General features: G+C 60.7%; 14 protein-coding genes and 2 tRNA genes. 12 read left to right on the forward strand and 4 right to left on the reverse strand.

The features are described from left to right. Nucleotides 1-83 precede the first annotated feature (83 nt). Nucleotides 84-530 carry an ATP-dependent DNA ligase gene (locus LB568_RS25300; protein WP_013895078.1) on the forward strand — a complete coding sequence of 149 codons (447 nt, stop codon included), beginning with the start codon at nt 84-86 and terminating at the stop codon, nt 528-530. Nucleotides 531-2,119: 1,589 nt separating this feature from the next. After that, a complete protein-coding gene (locus LB568_RS25305; RefSeq protein ID WP_140780136.1) occupies nt 2,120-2,431 on the forward strand; it encodes a hypothetical protein in 312 nt (103 codons plus the stop codon). Here the strand turns inward: LB568_RS25305 and LB568_RS25310 are convergent. Together LB568_RS25310 and LB568_RS25315 are read right to left on the reverse strand one after the other, a co-directional pair. Then, complete coding sequence (locus tag LB568_RS25310) at nt 2,418-2,876, reverse strand: phospholipase D-like domain-containing protein (protein WP_140573816.1); 459 nt, start codon at nt 2,874-2,876, stop codon at nt 2,418-2,420. The genes LB568_RS25305 and LB568_RS25310 overlap by 14 nt on opposite strands. A gap of 121 nt (nt 2,877-2,997) precedes the next feature. Then, nucleotides 2,998-3,072 (reverse strand) — tRNA-Asn (locus LB568_RS25315). A gap of 221 nt (nt 3,073-3,293) precedes the next feature. Here LB568_RS25315 and LB568_RS25320 point away from each other — a divergent pair. Beyond that, the gene (locus LB568_RS25320) at nt 3,294-3,554 is read left to right on the forward strand and encodes a hypothetical protein (protein WP_041164196.1); all 261 of its coding nucleotides are present in this window, start codon (nt 3,294-3,296) and stop codon (nt 3,552-3,554) included. Nucleotides 3,555-3,592: 38 nt separating this feature from the next. Here LB568_RS25320 and LB568_RS25325 read toward each other — a convergent pair whose 3' ends face one another. Beyond that, complete coding sequence (locus LB568_RS25325; protein ID WP_181176741.1) at nt 3,593-3,838, reverse strand: hypothetical protein; 246 nt, start codon at nt 3,836-3,838, stop codon at nt 3,593-3,595. A gap of 224 nt (nt 3,839-4,062) precedes the next feature. Here LB568_RS25325 and LB568_RS25330 point away from each other — a divergent pair. The 3 genes from LB568_RS25330 (at nt 4,063) to LB568_RS25340 (ending at nt 6,461) form a co-directional block, all read left to right on the forward strand. Then, nucleotides 4,063-4,136 (forward strand) — tRNA-Cys (locus LB568_RS25330). 90 nt (nt 4,137-4,226) lie between these two features. Continuing rightward, nucleotides 4,227-4,895 (forward strand): protein-L-isoaspartate O-methyltransferase family protein, encoded by a 669-nt coding sequence (locus tag LB568_RS25335; RefSeq protein WP_140573814.1) that lies wholly within the window; start codon nt 4,227-4,229, stop codon nt 4,893-4,895. Between the two features lie 180 nt (nt 4,896-5,075). Continuing rightward, the gene (locus LB568_RS25340; protein WP_013895085.1) at nt 5,076-6,461 is read left to right on the forward strand and encodes a TolC family outer membrane protein; all 1,386 of its coding nucleotides are present in this window, start codon (nt 5,076-5,078) and stop codon (nt 6,459-6,461) included. Nucleotides 6,462-6,472: 11 nt separating this feature from the next. Here LB568_RS25340 and LB568_RS25345 read toward each other — a convergent pair whose 3' ends face one another. Beyond that, entirely contained in the window at nt 6,473-6,805 is a 333-nt protein-coding gene (locus LB568_RS25345; protein ID WP_224731571.1) for a hypothetical protein, read from the reverse strand. Between LB568_RS25345 and LB568_RS25350 the strand changes: the two genes are divergently transcribed. The 6 genes from LB568_RS25350 to LB568_RS25375 all read left to right on the forward strand — a co-directional run bounded on the left by LB568_RS25350 (nt 6,747) and on the right by LB568_RS25375 (nt 16,787). After that, nucleotides 6,747-7,613, forward strand: a complete 867-nt coding sequence (locus tag LB568_RS25350) for a PopZ family protein (RefSeq protein WP_224731554.1) — start codon at nt 6,747-6,749, stop codon at nt 7,611-7,613. The two genes, LB568_RS25345 and LB568_RS25350, sit on opposite strands and share 59 nt — an antisense overlap. 262 nt (nt 7,614-7,875) lie before the next feature. After that, on the forward strand, nt 7,876-10,659 hold the full coding sequence (locus LB568_RS25355) for a valine--tRNA ligase (RefSeq protein ID WP_140573810.1): 2,784 nt from the start codon (nt 7,876-7,878) through the stop codon (nt 10,657-10,659). Nucleotides 10,660-11,017: 358 nt separating this feature from the next. Continuing rightward, the gene (locus LB568_RS25360; protein WP_224731555.1) at nt 11,018-12,238 is read left to right on the forward strand and encodes an OmpP1/FadL family transporter; all 1,221 of its coding nucleotides are present in this window, start codon (nt 11,018-11,020) and stop codon (nt 12,236-12,238) included. Between the two features lie 387 nt (nt 12,239-12,625). Then, the gene (locus LB568_RS25365) at nt 12,626-13,918 is read left to right on the forward strand and encodes an OmpP1/FadL family transporter (protein WP_224731556.1); all 1,293 of its coding nucleotides are present in this window, start codon (nt 12,626-12,628) and stop codon (nt 13,916-13,918) included. Nucleotides 13,919-14,224: 306 nt separating this feature from the next. Further along, nucleotides 14,225-15,949 carry a dihydroxy-acid dehydratase gene (gene ilvD, locus LB568_RS25370; RefSeq protein ID WP_140573804.1) on the forward strand — a complete coding sequence of 575 codons (1,725 nt, stop codon included), beginning with the start codon at nt 14,225-14,227 and terminating at the stop codon, nt 15,947-15,949. Next, nucleotides 15,936-16,787: a tetratricopeptide repeat protein gene (locus tag LB568_RS25375; RefSeq protein WP_224731557.1), complete on the forward strand. Its 852-nt coding sequence runs from the start codon at nt 15,936-15,938 to the stop codon at nt 16,785-16,787. Before ilvD ends, LB568_RS25375 begins: the two co-directional genes overlap by 14 nt. Nucleotides 16,788-16,810: the final 23 nt, after the last annotated feature.

Raw genomic sequence — 16,810 nt, forward strand, 5'->3', positions numbered from 1 at the left:
GACAGCGCGGTCAACGATTCGTTAAAATTTTCCGGAACTAATTAAGCGCATCCTGATTGGGTCGCGATTCGCGAGTCAGTTTCATGCGTTTGAAGTTTATCCATCCGATGGAGCCCGAACTGGTCGATACGCCACCGCAGGGCGATGACTGGCTCCACGAGATCAAGTTTGATGGCTACCGCACCCAGGTCATCAAGGACAAAGACGGCATCCGGCTGATCACCAAGAACGGCTACGACTGGACGGGCCGCTACATCCAGCTCGCAGGCGAAGCGGCGGCGATCGAGGCGGAAGACTTCATCATCGATGGCGAGGCGATCACCATCAATGAGGCGGGCCTGGCCAAGGCAGACAAGCGGCAGCGCCTTTGGGACCACGTCCAAGGCAAGATAGGCGGACCGGCGTCTGCAAGGCTCAAGAGCGACAAGGCCGAATGGCTGAAACCTGGTCTAGTCGGCCGGGTGCGGTTCCTGAAGGGCGAGGAGAAGCTGCGCCATGCCAAGCTGCTGGATTTCAGGGATAGGCAATAGACCAGACCGCTCCACCTCACTTGAGGATGAAGTAGAGCGGGACAAGCATTGAAAATGCTGCGACGCCAGTGAGGAAAAGGTCTGTGATCATGAGCCCCCGCTCGGAAATTCATGAACCACTTCCATAGCCAATTTAGCTAAAATGCAAGGAGCGCTCCGCTTTGGTCATTCTTTTGCGCGGATGGGTCCAAATTCACACCCTTGGACTCTATCGCGCAACCTCAAGGTAGTGCTAGGCGAGGCTGAAGCAGGAATATAATCCTCCCGTTGCGGCGAACCCTTCAACGGAGATCGCCTTGCCTCAGAAGACCCTCGCCGACACCCTGGCCGCCCGCGAAACAGTCTATGTCACCTGTGAGCACCCTATGTGCTGCAGGTCGACCCGCCTCGACATCCAAGTGCCGATTGACCGGCTCGGACCGGATCACGGGTCAATGCATCAGGATCTTGCCGGATTGTTCATCTGCTCGGCATGCGAAGCTGATGGCCGTGATCGCCGGCCGGTGTTCTTCACATCTGTTCCTGACTACGAAAGCCACACGCGAAGCTCAACAGCGACTGGAAGCCGACGTTCAAACGATAAGATGGCCACCGGCAGGGCGGGCTGGCAAGATCTGGCAAGATCGTACGCGTCCACCGAATGTGACATTGGGGCAACCTGATCGCGCGAACGAACATGCGAACGGAACAGTCGCTTGACGCTCGAAGCAGACTGCGAGAGCGTTGTGCTGTCCGGGGGTAAAGCGGCGCACGGCTCGTCGAGAGCTGTTAAAGGCGGGGGCCTTTCTCGACGAGCCTGCCTTCGGACATAGGCGCTCGCTAACGGAGATCGGCGACAAGGTGCGGGTCGAGGAGGCACCCCAAATGGACAAGCGGCAAAACAGGATCGTTGAGGCGTATTGTCTCATCGCCGTTCCGGCATCAATGCTTCTCACGATTGTACTAGCTCAAATGATCCTTGGCTGAGAGCGCTAGGCGTCATGGCGAAAGGCTGGACGTGCCATAAGCCCGTGAAGCCCTATGCCGAAGAGAGCATCGGCCGACGTGAAGTGATAGAAAATGGTCATGTCGTCCGCAGCCTAGCTCCGGTGCCTTCGCCATTCGTGATGTCAACATTGTGCGTAGCGTACGCCGCGACGATCTTTGCCTTCGTGGTCTCGCTCGCATTTCCGGTCTGTTCGTAGCGATGAACCGTCGTGAATGCGATACCAGCTTTCTCGGCAAGGTCGCGAACTGACCACCTCAGGACAGCGCGGGCGGCTCTGTTTGCTTCAGGTGTTAGTGGAGCATTTTGCATACAGTTGTAACTATTACCGTTGATGACTTTGCGTACAGGCTTTAGGCCCGCTGCCAATGGTGGCGGGCTTTTTCATGCTGCTGACATGGCGCTGCACACGAACCATTTCGAGGAGACGCCGGGCGCCCGCTCGGGCCTAGGGCAGGGGGCGGCTTCTTGCGAAGTGTCTTATATTAGCAATACACGATATATTAACGGCTTCTGATGCAGCCTTCCGCACGGAGGACTGGTATACGACGTACCAACGCGCGCCTGTAGCGCCGGGGACGCTCGACCAATGCGGAGCAAGCGCATGAGTGTCGGAACAGCTCTCGAACAATTGCTGCGGTTGATTCATCGCCGAGCCATGAAATTAGCGGCGTTGCCAGAGGATGAAAGGGATTTACACTACGATCTCATCCGGCTGTCATGTTGCAAAGCCGCCGAGCACATTGGGCAAAGTCCCGACGAGGCAGCCATCACGGCAAACGATATGGTTGGGTTTGTTCGCGCACTGGTCGGAATCGTTGAGGTGGGCTGTCGATCAGATCAAGGGCGAAGCGACGATCGGCCGCCGCCGATACGACATTTTGGTGGTGGGGAGAATGGCACTACGCGCATCTAGAGATGGCCCGCTGGCTCACGGTGGTGGGCTCAGAGTGGAGCGGCGGCTTCCACATGTCGATGTAGGCCGGAATCTTAAGCACTGCGACTTCGGCCGGCACCACTGTTATCGACGCTGGGGATCTCGCTGCCAGATCCTTGAATGACTGACTCACATTCCAGACCTTGGCGTCATCGACGATAATAAGTCGATCATGCAGCAGTCGGGCGCCCGTGGTTCGCGCCTTGATCGGGCGCTTGGCGTCATATTGGGCTGACCATCGTCTAACAGCCGGCGCCAGTGTGGCCTTCACAGAGGCGCCGTCGCATAAAAGATCGATCTTCACGCCTTCGGCGCCCATTGGAGCGAAGTCGGTCAGAATCGTCTCATCCAGATAAGGGTCGACGATGAGCAGCCTGGATCGAGCTTCCTTGAGAATCTTGCCGATGGCGGACATGGCGTCCATGGCATTCCCTACCGGCAGAAACGCCCCAGAGGTCGCGGCCGGCGCCGCGAGTTTGTAGCCCAGATGGAGTTTTGGCTGAAGGAACCGAAGGGCAGTCTATAAGCTAAGTGCTTGGAATTGTTGGCTCCCCGGGCCGGATTCGAACCAGCGACCAACCGGTTAACAGCCGGTTGCTCTACCACTGAGCTACCGGGGAACAGAGGCTCTTCAGCAAGTGGCGCAGCCTATAGCAAACCCTTTTCCGCTTTGCAAAGAAGCATTTCGTATTTTTCCGAGACTTTTTCGCTCAGGCGTTTCTCGCAATCGGCGGCGGCCGCCCTCATATTAGCCGTCTTGGCGATCGGCGCGGAACCGAAATGGTGGTCGCGGCTTTCGTAAACAGGTATTGTCGAGGCACAGACGGGACAGCCATTCGCGATGACGGCAGCAGACGAAAACCGGATACCGGCACGAAAGATCTCGGTGTTCGGGCGCGAGTTCACCATGCCGCAATCGCGCGGGCTCAGAATCACGATCGGCGTGCTTTTGACGATTGGCGGCATTCTCGGCTTCCTGCCGATTCTCGGCTTCTGGATGGTGCCGCTCGGATTGCTGGTGCTCTCCTATGAATTTGCCATGGTGCGCCGCCACCGTCGCCGCTTCGTCATCTGGTGGGAGCGGCGGCGACGGCCGGATTGAGCGGCCGGGCGTCAGCCGCGCCCTCGATCGCCTGTCAGCTATGCTTTTGTTCGGGTTCCGGATTTTCGTGGATCCGGTTTGCTCTCCGCGCTTCTTTCCAGGTCCTCGCGGATTTCCTTGAGAACAGCGGCGGCCGATGCGAGGCGCGCGCGATCACGCGGCGAAAGCCGGCTGGTGCCTTCTATTGCGATGCACTCGATGGCGTAACGCAGCAGCTCCTCGCATGCTGATCGCGACAAGCCGTCCCAGGCGCTCGTTCCATTGTTCCGGATTGCCGGCCGCATGGCGCAGTCCTCCTCGTTCCTCAACGGCGGCGGGGGCGTGGAGTTTCTCGCAATCTGCTGATATACCTAACGCGTTGCTAATGTGCGTCGCGACCATTGTGGCCGCGATGCTCGATATGGAGAGGCAAATTCATGCAGAGGAAACCGCGCGGAATGCGTGGTGGCCGCTTGACGCCATTTTCGCCGCAACCTATTGGAACCGGGTGGAACGCCGGGAGCAATGAGGCCTCGTGGCGGAGTGGTTACGCAGAGGACTGCAAATCCTTGCACCCCGGTTCGATTCCGGGCGAGGCCTCCAATGCCCCAGGCTCCCGCGCGCCAGCGCCGGGGCCTGAAGTTCCGATCGTAATGAACCGCGGTTTGGCGCGGCAAGCGGATTGGTTGGGACATGAACGCTGATTTTTCCGAACTCCGCGTCAAGATGGTCGATGGTCAGGTTCGCACCACCGACGTGACCAGCGCGCCGCTGCTCGACGCGATGCTTTCGGTCCCACGCGAGGATTTTGTCGGCGCCGCCCAGCGTGAGCTTGCCTATATCGACGAAGACATCCGTATCGCCACCGGGGCCGGTGGCGCACGCTACCTGATGGAAGCCTCGCCGCTGGCCAAGCTGATGCAGCTGGCTGAAATCAGCGCTGCCGATTCGGCGCTCGATGTCGGCTGCGGCACCGGCTATGCCTCGGCCCTCCTGTCTCGGCTGGCGAAGTCGGTGGTGGCGCTCGAAAGCGACCCGGCGCTGGCCGAAACCGCCAGGTCGACGCTTTCCTCGCTGGGCTGCGGCAATGTGACCGTGGTCCAAGGGGCGCTGGCGCAGGGCCATGCGGCCAAGGCACCCTACAACGTCATCTTCATCGGCGGCAGCATCGAGAAAGTGCCGGAATCGCTGCTCGACCAGCTCGCCGAAGGTGGACGCCTGGTCGCCGTCGAAGGGCAGGGCAATTCCGGCGTGGCGCGACTCTTTTTCAAGGCCGGGGGGGTTGTAACCGGGAGAAGGGCATTTAATGCGGCAATTAAGCCACTACCCGGGTTCGAACGTGAGCATGCTTTTGAATTCTGAATGATTTGGCCTTGCAGCAGAGGCTTTGTCATGGTCGCTTGCATTTGAACAATCGTTGCAAATCCCAAACTGGGGGCACTTTGGGCTGAGCGACGGGGAACATGAAACACGCCACGCCGGTTGCTCCAGGGAGAAACCGGCGCGGCGCGGTTCCCGTGGAAAACGAATGAGGGATATACCGTGCCGTCTGTATCCAAGACCCTTTTTGCCGCTGTCCTTGCCTCCGCGACAGCGCTTTCTTCGCTGACCGCCTCGGCGGAAACCATCTCCGGCGCGCTCGCCAAGGCCTATCAGTACAACTCCACGCTGAATGCATCCCGCGCCGGCGTGCGAGTCACCGACGAAGGCGTGGCCATCGCCAAGTCGGGCTGGCGCCCGACGGTTACGGGCTCGGCCAACATCGATTATACGAACACGCGCCGGGCAAATGGCGGCAGCAACTCGAAGCTGACGTCCGGCAGCTACGGCATTCAGATCAACCAGTCGCTGTTCGACGGCTTCCAGACCAGGAACAACGTGGCCGCGGCCGAATCCCAGGTCAAGGCATCGGTCGAAAGCCTGCGCAACACCGAGGAGAACACCCTGTTCAGCGCGGCCACGGCCTATATGGACGTGATTCGCGACCGGCAGATCGCGGTGCTGACCGAACAGAACCTGCAGTTCCTGACCGAGCAGGCGCGTGCGGCGCGCTCGCGCTTCGAGGTTGGCGAGGGCACGCGCACCGACGTTGCCCAGGCCGACGCGTCGCGTGCCTCGGCGGTGGCCTCGCTCAGCGCCGCCCGTGCGCAGGCGTTGGCCAGTGCCGCGACCTATCACCAGGTGGTCGGCGACGAGCCGGGCAAGTTGAAGCCGGCTTCGCCATTGGGCAGGCTGCTGCCGTCGAGCCTCGACGCGGCGATTGCCATCGGGTCGAATGAACATCCGGCCATTCTCGCCACCCAGCATCTTGTCGACGCTGCCGCGTTCTCGGTGAAATCGTCCGAGGGCGCGCTGTTGCCGCAGCTGTCGGCTTCGGCCGGCATTTCGCAAGATTATCGCAAATCCATTCCCGACGTCACCGGCTCCAACGGCAATTCGACCTCGGCCAATATCGGCGCGACGCTGACCATTCCGATCTATTCGGGAGGCCGGACCTCCGCGCTCGTGCGGCAGAGCAAGGAATCGCTCGGCCAAGCCCGTATCCAGGTCGACGTCAGCCGCGACCAGGTGCGTCAGGCCGTCGCCACGGCATGGTCGCAATACACCGCCGCCCAGCAGAGCGTCTCCGCCAACAAGCAGGTGATCGACGCGGCGCAACTGGCGCTGAATGGCGTCATTGAAGAGCGCAATGTCGGCCAGCGCACGACACTCGACGTGCTGAACGCGCAGGCTGCGGTCATCACCGCCAAGATCAACCAGGCCAATTCCGAGCACGATGTGGTGGTGGCGAGCTATGCCATCCTGTCGGCCATGGGGCGCCTGTCGATCGACCGGCTCGCCTTGCAGGTGGCGAAGTACAAGCCCGAGGAGCACTACAACGCCGTCAAGGACAAGTGGATCGGCCTGCGCACTCCGGACGGCCGCTAGGCTCCGCCGGGTCACATTCCGACCCTCTTGGCCTGTCCCGCTTTTTCGGCTTCACGCTCTATCTCCCTGTTTCGGCGCAATTCCCCAGGGAAAGCGCTATGCGCTTTTCCCGGGAAAGCCGTTTCACGCTTTTCGCGGAATTGCTCTAATCTGTTGAAATCCCACATGTCCCCAGATTGGGGATTCTCGTGCGGCGATCCGTCGGTTACGCTGTGGCCATGATTCGAATCCGGCTTTTTGCCGGAGCGGAAGACTACTGAGGTCACAAGGGCGGCGGATGTGACGATGGCGACGGCAAGCAGCGCACAGCGCGAACCTTCCATGGAAGAGATACTGGCTTCCATCAGGAGGATCATCGAGGATAGCGACAACGGCCGCAAGCCGGGCGAGGCCGATGAGCTGCGCCAGGACCTGGAGCCGGCATCGGGCGCTGCGGCAACCAACGACGTCGACGCGTTTCGCGCCGAGTTGCAGGCTGCCCCCGAAGTCAGGAAGCCGGCCGCGCTGGCGGAAGTACCGGTCACGCTTGGCGAAGTGCGGGCGCCGTCGCCCGAGCCGGTGATCGCGCGCATGGAATCGCCGCGCGTCGACGCCGCCCCGGTCAAGCCGGCGATGACGCTTGCCGAGGTCAGCGCCAGGATCGCCGCGGAGCCGGTGCCTGCCATCAGGACGGATGCGCCAATGGTCCCGCAGGTTGGCGCCCCCGAGGCCAATGCGACGAGCGATGCCATCGTCGCCGATTGGCGGCGCGAGATCGCCGCGGTTGGCGAGCAGGCGAAGGCGATGCCGGACAGGAGCGTCCGCAAGCCGGTTGCCCAACCCGAGGCGCCAGCGGATGAACCGGTGGCGGAGCCTGCTTTCGAGCGGCCTTCTTCAAGCGGTGCTCCGGCAGGCACCTCCGAGATGCGTGCGGCAAATGAAGCGCCCGCGGTCCGCGCCGCAATCCTTTCCGAGCACACGGGCCGGCAGGTGGCCGCTGCCTTCGGTGAGCTGTCCGACGCCTTTGCCAGCCGTAGCAAGAAGACATTCGACGAGATGGCCGAAGAGATGCTGCGGCCGATGCTGCAGGACTGGCTGGACAACAATCTGCCGACGCTGGTCGAAAGACTGGTGCGCGAGGAAATCGAGCGCGTGGCGCGCGGAGCGCAGTAAGGATCACAGCCCATTCCGGAATCAAAGCGCCGCCGTCGATCGGCGCTTCCCTGAAGCCGATGCGCTTTACGGCAGCGCCGGCACGGTAGCGGTGATGCCGGTGGTCAAGACGCGACTGACACTCGCACGACCTTCCGTTGAAATGGACAAGGCTACGCCTATCTGCTTGTGGTGAACCGAGTCCGCCCTTGCGGTTGACTTGGCCAAGGCCTTCCGATTTACACCGAACCAGCAAAATCCCGACAGCGCGGACCGTTTCCCCATGCTTGAAAAGACCTACGACGCAAAGACCGTCGAGCCGAAGATCGCCAAGGTGTGGGAAGAGGCCGACGCGTTTCGCGCCGGCGCCGGCGCCGAGGAGGGCGCCGAGGCCTTCACCATCGTCATCCCGCCGCCCAACGTTACCGGCTCGCTGCATATGGGCCACGCGCTCAACAACACATTGCAGGACATTTTGGTGCGCTTCGAGCGCATGCGCGGCAAGAACGTGCTGTGGCAGCCGGGCATGGACCATGCCGGCATCGCCACGCAGATGGTGGTCGAGCGCCAGCTGATGGAAAAGCAGATCCACCGCCGCGACCTGACGCGCGAACAGTTCATCGAGAAAGTGTGGGAGTGGAAGGCCGAATCCGGCGGCGCCATCTTCAACCAGCTGAAGCGGCTCGGAGCCTCGGCCGACTGGTCGCGCGAACGCTTCACCATGGACGAGGGCCTGTCCAAGGCCGTGCTCGAAGTGTTCGTCACGCTCTACAAGGAGGGCCTGATCTACAAGGACAAGCGCCTTGTGAACTGGGACCCGAAACTGCTGACCGCGATTTCCGATCTCGAGGTGGAGCAGCAGGAGGTCAACGGCAATCTCTGGCACTTCCGTTATCCGATCGAGGGCGTGGCGTTCGACCCGGAGAACCCGAAAACCTTCATCATCGTGGCGACGACGCGGCCCGAGACGATGCTGGGCGACACCGCGGTCGCCGTGCATCCGGATGATGAACGCTTCCAGCATCTGGTCGGCAAGAACGTGGTGCTGCCGATCGTCGGCAGAAAGATCCCTGTCGTGGCGGACGAGTATTCCGACCCTGAAAAGGGTTCGGGCGCGGTCAAGATCACGCCCGCGCATGATTTCAACGACTTCGAGGTCGGCAGGCGCCACAAGCTGCCGGCGATCAACATCCTGACCGTCGAAGCCGCCATCAAGCTCAAGGATAATGAGGATTTTCTCGCCGGCCTCGATATGACGCCCGAACGCCTGGCGGTCTGGGACGAACTCGACGGGCTCGACCGTTTCGCCGCGCGCAAGAAGATCGTCGAACTGATGGAGGCCGGCGGCTTCCTCGACAAGGTCGAGCCGCATCGCCACGCCGTGCCGCATGGCGATCGCGGCGGCGTGCCGATCGAGCCGTTCCTGACCGAGCAATGGTATGCAAACGCTGCCGAACTCGCCAAGCCGGCGATCGCCTCGGTGCGCGAAGGGCGCACCAAGATCATACCGGGCAACTGGGAGAAGACGTACTTTCAGTGGATGGAAAATATCGAACCTTGGTGCATCTCGCGCCAGCTTTGGTGGGGTCACCAGATACCCGCATGGTACGGGCCGGACGGGCGCGTCTTCGTCGAGAAGACCGAAGAGGAGGCTTTGAGCGCGGCGATAGAATATTATCTGGCCCTGGAAGGGCCGTGGAAGGCATGGGTCGAGGACAAGCTCGAGAACTACAAGCCGGGTGAGATCCTGACCCGGGACGAGGACGTGCTCGACACCTGGTTCTCGTCGGCGCTGTGGCCATTCTCGACGCTGGGCTGGCCGGACCAGACGCCGGAGCTGAAGACCTACTACCAGACCGACGTACTGGTGACCGGCTTCGACCTGATCTTCTTCTGGGTCGCCCGCATGATGATGATGGGCCTGCACTTCATGGACGAGGAGCCGTTCCACACGGTCTATATGCACGCGCTGGTGCGCGACAAGAACGGGCAGAAGATGTCGAAGTCGAAAGGCAACGTCGTCGATCCGCTCGACCTCATCGACGAATATGGCGCCGATGCGCTGCGCTTCACGCTGGCCGTGATGGCGGCGCAAGGGCGCGACGTGAAGCTCGATCCGGCGCGCATCGCCGGCTACCGCAATTTCGGCACCAAGCTGTGGAACGCGACCCGCTTCGCCGAGATGAACGAAGTCGCCCGCAACGACGATTTCTGGCTGAACGACGCCAAGCTGGCGGTCAACCGCTGGATCCTGACCGAGCTGACGCGCGCGGCGCGCGAGGTCACCGACGGCATCACCTCATACCGCTTCAACGAGGCGGCGGGCGCTGCCTATCGCTTCGTCTGGAACCTGTTCTGCGATTGGTACCTGGAACTGCTGAAGCCGGTGTTCATGGGCACGGACGAGGCGGCCAAGGCCGAAAGCCGCGCCTGCGTCGCCTTCGTGCTCGACGAGATCTACAAGCTCCTGCATCCGATGATGCCGTTCATGACGGAAGAGCTGTGGGCGCAGACGGCGGGCGAGGGCAAGGAGCGTGAGTCGCTGCTGTGCCATGCGGCCTGGCCTTCGCCGGACTTCGAGGATGCGGCCGCGGCCGCCGACATCAACTGGCTGGTCGATCTCGTCTCCGGCATCCGCTCGGTACGCTCGGAGATGAACGTGCCGCCGGGCGCAATAGCGCCGCTGGTCGTCGTCGGCGCCAACGCCGTGACGCGTGAACGGCTGGCGCGCGAAGAGTCTGCGATCAAGCGCCTGGCGCGTGTCGGCGACATCTCGCTCGCCGATGCCGCACCCAAGGGCTCGGCGCAGATCGTGCTCAACGAGGCGACGATCTGCCTGCCGCTCGGCAGCCTGATCGATCTCGCCGCCGAGGCCTCACGACTGCAGAAGGAACTGGCCAAGGTCACCGAAGAGATCGCACGCCTGCACAAGAAGCTGTCCAACGAAAGATTCGTCGCCAGCGCGCCGGCCGAGATCGTCGAGGCCGAACGCGAGAAGCTCGCCGAATACCGCGATGCGCAGGACAAGCTTTCGGTGGCGTTGACCAGGGTCCGCGACGCCGGTTGAGAGTAGATTCGGGAGACTTTAGCCTCCTCTAAAATGCTGGTTTTTTGCCTCCAAAATCGGCATTCCCTTGCGTTAATATTGACGTAAACGGAAACTTTTAGCCCCATTGTTGCCATAATGTAACAATGGGGCGGTAACCCCTCAAAAACGGCTATTTTTGAGCCATTTTAGTCGTTTTCTCTCGCTTTTCGGGCCGCCACAAGCTTCGCTAGGCGATTTTAAGCGTTCTGGCGCTGCGTCGCATTTTGTCAAAAATGCGTTTGGCGAACATGTACATGTACGCCTCTGAATTCGTTGTTGCACCGTTAACCCGAATTGGTTCTAGCTTGATGCACTGGTTATTCGGGGGAGGACATCCATGAACACTTTGCGTTTGAAAGCACTGCTGGGGGCGGGGTGCTTTTCGCTGGCTTTGATCGGGACGGCGCATGCCGGCGGTTTCGACCGGGGCGGCGTCAATATTGATCAATTATTTGACGCTTCGCCGTATTCGTTCGACGCTGGCGTTACCTATGTGTCGCCACAGCGCAAGCTTAAGAATGTGAAGCGTCTGGACGGTTCGGGTCTATCAACGTCGGAAGTAGACGTCGGTGGTGACTATGCGGTGCCTCGTATCGGGATCAAAGCCAACATATTCGAGCCGGTAGACTGTCTGGTAAGCTATTCTCAGCCCTACGGCGCTGATGCGGATTACGGTACGAACAACGCCTATTCGCCGACCGCCGTCAAATACTCGGTTAAAACCAACGATTACGGTCTCACCTGCTCTTACAAGTTCAATGTCGGCAAAGGCGCCTTTAGATTTATTGGCGGCGTTTCCTACCAAGATGTCGATGCATTTTTGTCTCGACAGACGCTGTTGGCTTTTGGCAACACAGGCCTCGGGAAATTCCACCTTACGGACTCGGCATGGGGATGGCGTGCGGGCACCGCGTATGAAATCCCGGACATCGCCCTGCGTGCGAGTCTGATGTATTATTCGAGCTATAAATATGACGGACTATCCGGAACTGTCGATACGACAGGCTTCAGCGGAACGTTTCCTGCAAATATCGTACCCGGCTCTACTGGAATATATCCGGTGTCCGCCTCCGCTGAGATACCCCAAGCTCTCGAGTTCAAGTTGCAGAGCGGCATAGCTCCAGGTTGGCTTGCCTTTGGCTCGGTGCGTTGGCAGGAGTGGAGCAAGCTCGGCATTATCCCAATCAGTGGCGTACGTAGCCCTGTGACAGGTGCTCCTTCACCGGTTTCGTTCGATCTCCTCTATCGGGACGGGTGGACGATTTCAGGTGGTATCGGTCACAAGTTTACTGACCAGCTATCGGGCTTGGTTTCGCTGACATGGGATCGCGGAACTTCGACGACATCCGGTTATCAATCAGACACATACGCCGTGGCAACGGGTATTTCTTATTCGCCGAACGACAAAGTTGAAGTCAGGCTTGGCGGCTCGATCGGCGTGCTGACCAGCGGATCGTCCACGTTCACCGGTGTAGGTGACACGGCAAATGCCATAACATACACTTACGGCAACGATCTGCTCTTGGCAGGCTCTGCTTCAGTCAAGGTCAAATTCTAAGGTTTCGAAAATTCAAAGTGAGAGGCCGGGCAATGCCCGGCCTCTTTGCTTGTCTGCCAGCCGACTTTTCAAAAACCACTCCAAGAATGCATGCCCTAACATTACTGTTGACGTAAACGGAAGTTTTTGCCGCATTGTTGCCGTAATGTAACAGTGGGCGCATTTGGCCATCAGAGACTGCGTTCCCGAGCTATTTTGGCCGTTTTTCGGGGGTTTCGCGGGTGCCTTGAGCGCAGACGGGCATCTCAAGCCTAACCGCTTGGACGTTCAGCACGTCGGAACACAACTCTAAAAAAATACGTACATGTACGCCTCTTGAAATCGTTGTTGCGCAACCCATGCAAATTGGTTCTTGCTTGGGTTGTGCTCGATTTCGGGGAGAGATTCATGAACAATTTGCGTCTGAAAGCGCTGCTGGGGGCAGGGTGCTTTTCACTGGCTTTGCTCGGGACGGCGCTCAACTCAGCGCATGCCGGTGGCATCGAGCGCGGCGGCTACGACATCGATCTGCTGTTCGATCCGGCGCCGTTTGCCGTGGACACCGACGCGACCTATGTCTCACCGCACCGCAAACTAAAGAACGCGGTCGACACGTCAGGAAACCCGGCTCCGCTCAGCGGCAACAGCTCGACCCGCAACACCGAGGACTATTGGGTCCCCTACTTCGGCGTCAAGGCATCACTCGGTCATGGGGTGGATTGCCTGCTTGATTACTCGCAGCCATGGGGCGCGAGTTCGAATCCGGGCATTTGGAACGGCTCATATTCCAATATCGAAACCAGCATCAAGAGCAATAATTACTCCGGCACCTGCTCCTACAAGATGGACGTCGGCAAGGGCCAACTGCGCTTTATCGGCGGCGCTTTTTATCAAGAAGTCTATGGCTTTAAGACAAGCTATATCGGCGGTGTTCCTGACCTGTCGGGCGCCTTCCCCGTTCCCGCCAATTTCGTCGGGCGCGTCGATCTGAAGGCAGACGGTTGGGGATGGCGAGCCGGTATTGCCTACGAAATTCCCGATATCGCTTTGCGTGCCAGTCTGGTTTACAATTCCCAGGTCAAGCTCGACAATATTTCGGGTACGCTCGATACGACGTCCCTGGCTCCGATCGCGGCTTTTCTGCCCCCCGGCTCTTCTGCGGTGACCGACATTTACGGTTCGGCGAAGATGCCAGATTCGGTGGAATTGAAGCTTCAGTCCGGCATCGCTCCTGGTTGGCTCGCTTTTGGTTCGATCAAGTGGGTCAACTGGAGCGTGCTGCAAAGTGTTCCGATCTGCTCGACGGCAAGCAAGGGTGTCGCACCCTGTACATCGGTTTCCCCAAGCCCTGTCAGGCTAACCTCGCTCGATCTGATGTATCGCGACGGCTGGACAATTAGTGGCGGTATCGGCCACCAGTTCAACGAGCAGTGGAGCGGTGCGGTCCAGATCGCATGGGATCGGGGCACCTCGCGTGGCTATGGTGACCAGACGGACACCTGGACTTTCGGTGGCGGTGTTGCCTACACGCCGAAGCCGAATATCGAATTCAAGCTCGGCGGGGCTCTCGGTGTGCTGACCAGCGGTCACTCTGGAGAAGTCTCCGATAGCAATGGCTACGTCGCCGGTACGGACGTCCGCTACGACTTCGGCAACGATTTGGTTGCAGCGCTTACCGGCGGCGTCAAGATCAAATTCTAAGTCGTTGGAAATACGACATTAAGGCCGGGCAATGCCCGGCCTTTTTCGTTTGAGCCGGCGTCGCCGGTGCGCCTGGTATCCAAGCCGCGTTGCATATAGGCGACACCGTTGCCGCCTCGTACGATTGTGACGTTTTGGCAACACTTTCTGAACAACCCCTGGGCTAGAAGCCGGGCCGAGGAAATTGCCCATTTCCCGCCATAAACCCGGCGCACCTCGATCTTGTCTCGGGACACGCGCCAAAAGGCTCGGCGATGGGAGAGGCCGCACCGCCCCATTTGCAGGGAAGATGGGGCAAGGAAGAGAATGGACGCCAAAGTCATTTCCAAGGCCAAGCTCCCTAGCCGCTATGTGACCGTCGGTCCGGCGCGTGCGCCGCATCGCTCCTATCTCTATGCCATGGGCCTGTCGGCGGCCGAGATCGCGCAGCCGCTGGTCGGCGTCGCGTCCTGCTGGAACGAGGCGGCCCCCTGCAACATCTCGCTGATGCGCCAGGCGCAAGTGGTCAAGAAGGGCGTCGCCGCCGCCAACGGCACGCCGCGCGAATTCTGCACCATCACCGTCACCGACGGCATCGCCATGGGCCACCAGGGCATGAAATCGTCGCTGGTGTCGCGCGAGGTCATCGCAGATTCGGTCGAGCTCACCATGCGCGGCCATTGCTACGATGCGCTGGTCGGCTTGGCCGGCTGCGACAAGTCGTTGCCCGGCATGATGATGGCCATGGTGCGCCTCAACGTGCCGTCGATCTTCATCTATGGCGGCTCGATCCTGCCCGGCAGCTATCGCGGCCGGCAGATCACCGTGCAGGACGTGTTCGAGGCTGTCGGCCAGCACTCGGTCGGTACGATCGATGATGCCGAACTGCTCGAGATCGAACAGGTCGCGTGTCCCTCGGCCGGCTCCTGCGGCGCCCAGTTCACCGCTAACACCATGGCGACCGTCGCCGAGGCGATCGGCCTGGCGCTGCCCTATTCCTGCGGAGCGCCCGCGCCTTATGAAATGCGCGACCGCTTCAATTTCGCGTCCGGCGAAAAAATCATGGAACTGATCGCGAAAAACATCCGGCCGCGCGACATCGTCACGTTGAAGGCGCTGGAGAATGCCGCGACCGTGGTCTCGGCCACCGGCGGCTCGACCAATGCGGCCCTGCATCTGCCGGCGATCGCGCATGAAGCGGGGATAAAGTTCGACCTGTTCGACGTGGCCAGGATTTTCGAGAAGACGCCTTACATCGCCGATCTCAAGCCTGGCGGCAAATATGTCGCCAAGGATATGTTCGAGGCCGGCGGCATTCCGCTGTTGATGAAGACGCTGCTCGACCATGGCTATCTGCACGGCGATTGCCTGACGGTCACTGGCCGCACTTTGGCCGAAAATATGGAGCATGTTTCCTGGAATGAACACCAGGATGTGGTCCGCCCGGCCAACAGACCCATTACCCAAACCGGCGGTGTCGTGGGGTTGAAGGGAAACCTTGCCCCCGAAGGCGCGATCGTGAAGGTCGCGGGCATGACGGAGTTGAAATTCTCCGGCCCGGCGCGCTGCTTCGATTCGGAAGAGGAATGTTTCGAGGCGGTGACGCATCGCAATTACCGGGAAGGCGAGGTTCTCGTCATCCGCTACGAAGGGCCGCGCGGTGGGCCGGGCATGCGCGAGATGCTGTCGACGACGGCAGCACTCTATGGCCAGGGCATGGGCGGCAAGGTGGCGCTGATCACCGACGGCCGCTTCTCGGGCGCGACACGCGGCTTCTGCATCGGCCATGTCGGCCCCGAAGCGGCGGTTGGCGGCCCGATCGGTCTCATCCGGGATGGCGACGTGATCTCGATCGACGCGGTGAATGGCACGATCGAAGTGGCGCTGACCGAGGCCGAACTGGCGGCGCGGGCAAAGACATGGAAGGCGCGCACGACCGACTATCAATCGGGCGCGATTTGGAAATACGCACAGACGGTAGGTTCCGCCCGCGACGGCGCGGTCACCCATCCGGGCGGTGCGAAAGAAACACACTGCTATGCGGATATCTGAGTTGTTGAAGTCAACACCAGAGTTGTTGAGGTCATCTGTCCTTCCGGCACTGGTCGCGTTTGCGATCTTTGGCGCCGTGGGCCAGGCTTTGGCCTTCGACGACAAGGTGTTCGACGACAAGACCGGCGTGAAGCCGCAATCCAGTCCCTGGGCGGTGTTCCAGTTCGGCTTCTCCGCCTACAAGAACGGCCACAAGGAACAGGCCGCCGAGGCCTATAAATACGCCGCCGAAAACGGCCAGATCGGCGCCACCTGGAAGCTTGCCCGCATGTATGCCGAGGGCGACGGCGTGGCGCGCGACGACTATGAAGCGTTCAAGTTCTTCTCGGAGATCGTCGACCAGGACGTCGAGCCCGGTTCGCCCGAGGAAAGCTACGTCTCCGACGCGCTGGTCGCGCTCGGCGATTACCTGCGCAAAGGCATTCCTGGCAGCCCGGTCACCGAGAACGAGGTGGCGGCACAGGAATATTACATGCGCGCCGCCGCCAACTACCGCAACCCCAACGCCCAGTTCGAGATGGGGCAGATGTTCCTGAAGGGCGAGGGCGGGGTGAAGGCCAGCGTCAAGCAGGCCGGGCGCTGGTTCCAGCTTGCCGCCGAGAAGGGCCATGCCGGTGCGCAGGCGACGCTTGGCCACCTGCTGTTCCAGAGCGGCAAGATCGTTCGCGGCCTGGCGATGATGACGGCGGCGCTCGAACGCGCCTCGCCGGCCGATCAGCCCTGGATCCGCGGCATGCAGGAAGAGGCCTTCGCCGCCGCCGGCGAACCCGACCGGCGCACCGCGATCTCGCTCGCCGACGACATCCTGACCAAGGGCACCACCAACGCGGAACAGTAAGGGTGATCTCCCCAAAGGGGGAT

It is taken from the genome of Mesorhizobium sp. B263B2A (assembly GCF_020165775.1).
GTDB classification, from domain to species: domain Bacteria; phylum Pseudomonadota; class Alphaproteobacteria; order Rhizobiales; family Rhizobiaceae; genus Mesorhizobium; species Mesorhizobium opportunistum.